At 68.8% G+C, this 7,421-nt stretch carries 8 protein-coding genes; 3 read left to right on the top strand and 5 right to left on the bottom strand.

Annotation, left to right across the window (positions count from 1 at the left end; genetic code table 11):
* Window positions 1-334: 334 nt before the first annotated feature.
* The 3 genes from ACPW96_RS14110 (at window position 335) to ACPW96_RS14100 (ending at window position 4,033) form a co-directional block, all read left to right on the top strand.
* Entirely contained in the window at window positions 335-703 is a 369-nt protein-coding gene (locus ACPW96_RS14110; protein ID WP_425822141.1) for an ArsR/SmtB family transcription factor, read from the top strand.
* Window positions 700-1,176, top strand: a complete 477-nt coding sequence (locus ACPW96_RS14105; RefSeq protein ID WP_425883827.1) for an SRPBCC family protein — start codon at window positions 700-702, stop codon at window positions 1,174-1,176. Before ACPW96_RS14110 ends, ACPW96_RS14105 begins: the two co-directional genes overlap by 4 nt.
* A gap of 235 nt (window positions 1,177-1,411) precedes the next feature.
* Window positions 1,412-4,033, top strand: a complete 2,622-nt coding sequence (locus ACPW96_RS14100; protein ID WP_425883825.1) for a penicillin acylase family protein — start codon at window positions 1,412-1,414, stop codon at window positions 4,031-4,033.
* Between the two features lie 3 nt (window positions 4,034-4,036).
* Here the strand turns inward: ACPW96_RS14100 and mnhG are convergent, their stop codons facing one another.
* Genes mnhG through ACPW96_RS14075 form a run of 5 tightly spaced genes read right to left on the bottom strand, consistent with a single transcriptional unit; the run spans window position 4,037 to window position 7,413 of the window.
* Window positions 4,037-4,399, bottom strand: a complete 363-nt coding sequence (gene mnhG, locus ACPW96_RS14095; RefSeq protein ID WP_425883823.1) for a monovalent cation/H(+) antiporter subunit G — start codon at window positions 4,397-4,399, stop codon at window positions 4,037-4,039.
* Window positions 4,399-4,665: a monovalent cation/H+ antiporter complex subunit F gene (locus tag ACPW96_RS14090; protein WP_425822149.1), complete on the bottom strand. Its 267-nt coding sequence runs from the start codon at window positions 4,663-4,665 to the stop codon at window positions 4,399-4,401. Before ACPW96_RS14090 ends, mnhG begins: the two co-directional genes overlap by 1 nt.
* Window positions 4,662-5,240, bottom strand: coding sequence for a Na+/H+ antiporter subunit E (locus ACPW96_RS14085; RefSeq protein WP_425822151.1), 579 nt, complete (start codon window positions 5,238-5,240; stop codon window positions 4,662-4,664). The genes ACPW96_RS14090 and ACPW96_RS14085 overlap by 4 nt, the downstream gene beginning before the upstream one ends.
* A complete protein-coding gene (locus ACPW96_RS14080; RefSeq protein ID WP_425883821.1) occupies window positions 5,237-6,835 on the bottom strand; it encodes a Na+/H+ antiporter subunit D in 1,599 nt (532 codons plus the stop codon). The genes ACPW96_RS14085 and ACPW96_RS14080 overlap by 4 nt, the downstream gene beginning before the upstream one ends.
* Window positions 6,832-7,413: a Na(+)/H(+) antiporter subunit C gene (locus ACPW96_RS14075; protein WP_425822155.1), complete on the bottom strand. Its 582-nt coding sequence runs from the start codon at window positions 7,411-7,413 to the stop codon at window positions 6,832-6,834. Before ACPW96_RS14075 ends, ACPW96_RS14080 begins: the two co-directional genes overlap by 4 nt.
* Window positions 7,414-7,421: the final 8 nt, after the last annotated feature.

The following is a 7,421-nucleotide window of genomic DNA, read 5'->3' as shown; positions in this document are numbered from 1 at the left end:
GAGACGGAACCCTCTACCAACCGAGGAACACCGAACCCGCCCTTGCAGCTTGACACAGGACATAGGGGCACCCCCCCGGACGCGCCACGGACGCGCCGCACGCCTTCCTCCGGTACCTGTGTCCGCGCGGGCACCCTCCGGTACAGAGGGGGCACGGGGCCGCGCCCTTCGGTACATGCGGAATCGTGTCGCGAGCACAACGGCGGGTTTCCTCCGCGACACGCCGTCTGCCCCCGCCTGTTTCCGGCGCGTCGCCGCCAATCCCCGCCGTTGTGCACGAAATGCCGCTACTTGAGTACTTGCGTAATGACTCAAGTATGCGTAGGTTGAGGACATGACAGACGACCTCAGCGCGACGTTCGCGGCCCTCGCGGACCCGACAAGGCGCGCGATCCTCGAGCGGCTGTCGCGGGGTGAGGCGACGATCGGCGAACTGGCCGAGCCGTTCGACCTCAGCCTGCCCGCGGTCTCGCGGCACATCACCGTGCTCGAGCAGGCGGGGCTCGTGATCAAGCACCGACACGCGCAGCAGCGCTCGTGCCGCATCGAACCCGCCAGACTGCGGGATGCCGAGGACTGGATCGGCCGCTACCGCTCGTTCTTCGAGGAGCGCTTCGACCGTCTGGGGCGTCAGCTCGCCGGGCTCACGGCATCCGACCGACCACTTGCAGATCCGATGAATCAGAAGGAGACACGATCGTGACCGAGACGCAGATCCAGCGCGAGATCAGCATCCGCAGGCATTTCGACGCTCCGCCGAGCGCGGTCTTCCGTGCGTGGACCGACCCCGATCACCTCGGCTGGTTCCTGAATCCGGAGCAGCCGCGCCCCGAGCAGCCCATCGAGGTCGACCTCCGCGTGGGCGGCGCCTGGCGGGTGCCGATGGTGATCGATGACCAGACCGCGTACACGACCGGAGGCATCTACCTCGAACTCGAGCGCGACCGCCGCATCGTCTTCGCGTGGGGCGCGGTGGACGGATGGCCGGAGCTCGACCCTGAGGACCTGGGCGCCGGTCCCGTGGGCACGGTCGAGCTGGTGGATGCCGGGGGCGGCACCGACGCGACCTTCTCCCTGACACTGCCCGACCACCTCTCCGAGGCCGCCGCGCAGCGGTGGCTCGATCTCGGCATCCGCGAAGGCTGGACCATGACGATCGCGCGGCTGCACCTCTGACCTGTCCGACCATCGCGAAAGGACGCGAACGGCGGTTTCGCGCCGCCTGAAGACGCAGATCGCGTCCCCTCGGCAACTGAGGAGGATGCGATCGCCTTCGCCGTAGGGGAGAGAGCGATCCCATTTGGGTTCACCCGGGATACGATGCGTGGGCGCACATGCACCCGAATCGTGGGCGTGAGATTCACCGTGCACGAGACTGAGTTTCACGCGCCGCACACCGAAAGAGCTCTCGATGACGAAGCAGGACATCGCGCCGACGATCGTGGCGGACTCCGATCTGCCCCCCGAACCACGCCGCGGCAGAGCCGGCAGGATCCTCGGACGCACGCTGTTCGCGGCCGTCGCGGGCGTGCTCGTGATCGCGGTGATCGCCGCGAGCTTCGTGGTCTGGACCATCCAGCGGTCATTCCCGGCGCTCTCCGGGAGCATCACGATCTCGGCAGTCGAGAGCCCCGTGGCGGTGCAGCGCGACGCCCTCGGGATCCCGACGATCTCGGCCGACAGCACCCACGATCTGTTCGCGGCGCAGGGATACGTGCACGCCCAGGACCGGTTCTGGGAGATGGACTTCCGCCGGCACGTCACCAGCGGCCGCGTCTCCGAGCTCTTCGGCGAGTCGCAGCTCGGCACCGACAGCTTCCTCCGCACGCTCGGATGGCGGGTGACGGCCGAGCAGGAGGTCGCGGCCATGGATCCCACCGTGCTCGGGTACTACGAGGCATACGCCGACGGGGTCAACGCCTACCTCGAGGAGCACGAGGGCGCCGAACTCTCGCTCGAGTACGCCGTGCTCGGCCTGCAGAACGCCGACTACGAGCCCGAGCCGTGGGAGCCGGCGGACTCCGTCGCGTGGCTGAAGGCGATGGCCTGGGACCTGCGCACCAACGTCGAGGACGAGACGACGCGCGCGATGCTCGCCCAGAGTTTCACCCCCAGCCAGCTGACGGAGCTCTACCCCGGCTATCCGTTCGACCGGAATCCCGTGATCGTGCCGGCGGTCGTGGCCGTCGAGCCGGTGAGCGTGGAGGCGGGAGCCGAGGGCGAGGCGGAGGTCGTTCCCGCCGGTATCGAATGGCGTGAGGTCTCCGACGTCGTGTCGGCAGCGAGCGTTCTGCTCGGCGGCGCCGGCGAAGGCATCGGGTCCAACTCGTGGGTCGTCTCGGGAGAGCTGACCGAGACGGGCATGCCGCTCCTGGCGAACGATCCCCACCTCGGGGCGTCGCTGCCCAGCGTGTGGCATCAGATCCAGCTGCGCTGCGCGGTGCGCACCCCGAAGTGCCCGTTCGACGTCGCTGGATTCGGATTCTCCGGGGTGCCCGGCGTCGTCATCGGCCACAACGACCGGATCGCGTGGGGGTTCACCAATCTCACGACGGATGTCACCGACCTCTACATCGAGAAGCTCGAGGGCGACTCGTACTGGCGCGACGGCGCACTCGTGCCGCTCGAGACACGCACCGAGACCATCGAGGTCGCCGGCGGCGAGGACGTGCAGCTCGAGATCCGCTCGACGGTGCACGGCCCGATCGTCTCCGGTCTGACCGAGGGATTCACCGCCATCGCGGGCAACCCCTACCTGTCGGGCGACGGCGGCACGGTCGCGGCGGCCGAGGACCCGCTCGAAGGCGAGTACGCCCTGAGCCTGCGCTGGACCGCGCTCGAGCCCGGCACGACGGCGCAGGCCATCTTCGCGCTCAACGTGGCGCAGGATTTCGAGCAGTTCCGAGCGGCGGCGCAGCGCTTCGACGTGCCGGCGCAGAACCTGATCTACGCCGACGTGGACGGCAACATCGGCTATCAGGCGCCGGGCAAGCTGCCGGTCCGCGGCGCAGGCGATGGGTGGATGCCGCAGCCCGGGTGGGACAGCGCGTACGACTGGAAGGGCTACATCCCGTTCGACGAGCTGCCGACCTCGTACAACCCGGATTCGGGCTACATCGTCACGGCCAACAACGCGATCGTCGACGAGCGCTACCCGTACTTCCTCTCCCGCGACTGGGACTACGGCTACCGGGCCGCCCGCATCGTCGACCTGCTCGAGCGGAAGATCGCGGCGGCGCCGTTGACGGCGGAGGACATGCGTGCGATTCAGGCGGACAACGAGTTCTGGATCGGCAAGCGGCTGGCGACGGCGCTCATGGATGTCGACATCCGCGGTGCGGGTCCGAAGGCCGCCGTGGAGCTGCTGCGGTCCTGGGACGCCCAGAACCAGGCGGATTCCCCGGCCGCCGCCTACGCCAACGTCTATTGGGACACCCTGCTCGACACGCTGTTCGCCGAGCGGGAGGCACCCGCGCCGGTGAGCGGCCAGGGCCGCCTGTTCACGGTCGTCGACACGATGCTCGAGAACCCGGACTCCGGATGGTGGACCAACGAAGAGCTCGGCGTGGACGGCCGCGACGACATGCTCGCCTACGTGGCCGGCGAGGCATACGACCGGCTCGTCGAGCTGCAGGGAGAGGACCCCGACCGGTGGGAGTGGGGCTCGCTCCACACACTCACCCTCGCGAGCGAGACCTTCGGCACCTCCGGAGTCCCGGCCATCGAGGCCCTGTTCAACCGCGGGCCGTTCCCGGTCGGCGGCGGCTCGTCCGTGGTGAATGCGACGGGATGGAACATCGGCGAGGGCTACGAAGTCGTGACGGTGCCCTCGATGCGCATGGTGGTCGACCTGTCCGACTTCGACGCGTCGACCTGGAACCACCTCACCGGCGCGAGCGGCCACGCATTCCATCCCAACTACGCCGACCAGACCGAGGACTGGCAGCACTTCCGCCAGGCGGCGTGGGCATACACGGCGGATGCCGTCGACTCGAGCGCGGCGAACACCCTCACCCTGACGCCGGCGGGGTGAGGATCAGCCGCCGGCGGCCGGTGGGGTCTCGCGCGATTCGCGGAGCTCGTCGGCGACCAGCGCCCGCTCGTCGATCGTGCCGTTGCGGTAGGCCTGCCGGCCCACCATGTGCGCCGACAGCGGTGCCGTCGCCAGCTGGATGAGCACGACGGGCACGAGGAAGGCGACGACTTCCCACGATCGCAGCGAGAGCGCGATGGCCGTGCAGATGAGCATCAGTCCCAGCACCTGCGGCTTCGTGGCGGCGTGCAGCCGCGTCGGCACGTCGCGAAGCCGCAGCAGTCCGATCGCGGCGATCAGGCACAGCAGAGCGCCGATCAGCACCAGCACCATGGCCGCGGCATCCAGGAGAGCGTCGACATCCATCACGGCACGTTGTCCCTTCTCGCGACGAAGCGCGCGACCGCGATCGACCCGAAGACACCCACGGCGGCGATGATCAGCAGCACCGGCAGCGTGCGGGTGTGCTGGTTGATCACCATCTCGGCGCCGAGCACGCACATCACCAGGGTCAGGAGCACGTCCGAGGCGATCGCGCGGTCGAGGATCGACGGCCCGATGACGATGCGGATGACGGTGAGCAGGGCAGCAGCCGAGAAGACGACCAGGATGACCACCATCAGGGCGCTCATACGTTCCTCCCCACCGCGGTCTTCTGCGACTCGCGCACCGTCGCCAGCTGCGCGGTGGAGCCGACGGCTCGCACGATCCGCGCCTCCCAGAGCAGCACGCTGCGGCGCTGGGCCTCGACGTCTTCGAGAGACCTCACGCCGATCACGTGCAGGAAGAGCACGCGCCGATCGCGGTCGGCCTCCACGACCAGCGAACCCGGAATGAGCGAGGCCGTGACGGCCGTGTGCGCCATGATCAGGTCGTCGTCGGTGCGGAGGGGCACCGCCACGATGGCCGTCCCCGGCTGGGCGCGGAAGTCGAGCACCTGCCAGGCGACCAGCAGCGAGCCGCGCACCACCGCCCCGACGAACTGCAGCACGAAGAGCAGCCCGTACCAGACGTTCACGCGGCCCGAGAGCTCGACCGGCGGCAGCCGGAAGACGCGTGTCACGACCACCGCGACCAAAAGCCCGGTGACGAACGCCAGCACGGTGAACTGGCCCCAGAGCAGCATCCATAGCGCGATGAGCCACACGAAGAAGGGCAGCTGCCTCCAGAGCTGACGGAGGGCGGTGCGGCGGGTGTCGGGGCTCACGGCCGCACCCCCGCGTTCTGATCGGCGGCGTTCTGATCGGCGGCGTTCTGGTGGGCGGCGTCGAGCTGCGAGATGTAGACCGGCTCGAGCAGCGCATCGCCGATGCGGGTGCACACCTGGTACAGCGGACCGGCGAACACCGTGAGAGCGATGGTGACCGCGACCATTCCCGTGGTGGCGGCCGTCATGATCAGCGGAATCACCCGGCGCCTGGTCTGCACGCGGGCGGCGGGCGCATCGCCGAGATAGGAGATGCGGGCCGCAGTCTCGGCGGAGTCGTCCTCTTCTCGCCAGAACGCGAGGTTCCACGCGCGCATGAGGGCGTAGAGCGTGAGCAGCGACGTCAGGATGCCGGCCACGATGAGCACCATCATGATCGGCGTGCCGACCTCGGCCGCCGCGTCGAAGAGCGCGAACTTGCCGATGAAGCCGGAGAAGGGCGGCAGGCCGCCGAGGTTGATGGCCGGGATGAAATAGAGCACCGCGATCACCGGTGCCGCCCGCATCAGTCCCTTCACCCGCAGGATCGACGTGCTGCCCGCCCGGCGCTCGATGAGGCCGACCGCGAGGAACAGCGTCGTCTGCACGATGATGTGGTGCACCATGTAGTAGATCGTCGCCCCGATCGCCGCCGGCGTCGCGATCGCCAGTCCGAAGATCATGTAGCCGACGTGGCTGACGAGCGTGAACGACAGGATGCGCTTCAGCTCCGCCTGCGCCACCGCCCCGAGCACGCCGATCACCATCGTGGCGAGGGCGACGATCAGCAGCAGCACGTTGACGCTCGAGTCCGCGAAGAGCTGGGTCTCGGTGCGGATCAGCGCGTACACGCCGACCTTGGTCAGCAGGCCGGCGAACACGGCCGTCACCGGCGCGGGAGCGGTCGGGTAGGAGTCTGGAAGCCAGAAGGAGAGGGGGAAGACGGCGGCCTTGATGCTGAATGCCACGAGCAGCAGCAGGTGCAGAACGAGCTGAACCTCCTGCGGCAGTTCGTTCATCCGCTCGGCGATCTGGGCCATGTTGACCGTGCCGAGGGCCCCGTAGATCGCGGCGATGGCCGCGAGGAACAGGATCGAAGAGACGAGCGAGACCACGATGTAGACGACGCCGGTGCGGATGCGGGACTCGGTGCTGCCGAGCGTTATCAGCACGTACGAGGCCACGAGCAGGATCTCGAAGCCGACGTAGAGGTTGAACAGATCGCCGGCGATGAACGCGGTGAAGATGCCGGCCGACAGGATGAGGTACGACGGGTGGAAGATCGAGACCGGCGTGTCGTCATCGCCGTCCGCCGCGCCCTGGCCGACGGAGAAGAGCAGGACGGCCAGCAGCACGACGCTCGAGACGGCCACCAGCAGGGCCGCCAGCCGGTCCACGTAGAGCACGATGCCGAAGGGGATGGGCCACCCGCCGACCGACACGGCGATCGGCTCGCCGGAGTCGACGGTGACCAGGAGGATCGCCGCGATCACGAAGACGACGGTGAGCGTGACGATCGAGACGGTCACCTGCGAGCGACGGCGGCGACCGAAGATCAGGGTCAGGGCGGCGCCCAGGAGCGGCAGCGTGACGAGCAGGGGAACGAGCGCGCTCATCGTTCCCCTCCTTCTGAGCCGCCGGAGCCCGCACCGCCGGAGCCCGAGCCCCTGTTCCCGCGACGGCCGGCCGACGGCCGATCGGTGGGGGCGTCATCCCGGATGGAGGGGATGTCGCGCGCGTGCAGCACCACGATCGGCGCTGTGTCGACCCCGACGAAGTCGGTGGTCGCCGTGTCGGCCGGGGTGACCGCGTCGTCTTCCATGACATCCTCGGCCTCGGCTCCGCGATCGCGGATGGCGATGTCGGCGAGGTCGTCCTCCACGGTGTCCTGCTGGCCGAGCTGCCATGAGCGGTAGATCAGGGCGAGCAGGAAGGCGGAGACGGCGAAGGTGATGACGATCGCGGTCAGGGTGAGTGCCTGTGGCAGCGGGTCGCTCATCTCGTCCGGATCGCCCGAGCCGAAGAACGGCGCGATCCCCGGACGGCCCATCACGATCAGGAGCAGCAGGTTGGCCGCGTTGCCCAGCAGCAGGAAGCCGATGAGCACCCGGGTGAGGCTGCGCTCGAGCATCGCGTACACGCCGCATGCGAAGAGCACCCCCATGATGACGATGAGTGTGAGCGAGACGGTCATGCCGGCTC

Source organism: Micromonospora sp. DT81.3, assembly GCF_049847225.1.
GTDB lineage: Bacteria > Actinomycetota > Actinomycetes > Actinomycetales > Microbacteriaceae > Microbacterium.
Note: the sequence above shows the minus strand (reverse complement) of the source record. Positions and strands in the feature narration are given on the sequence as shown.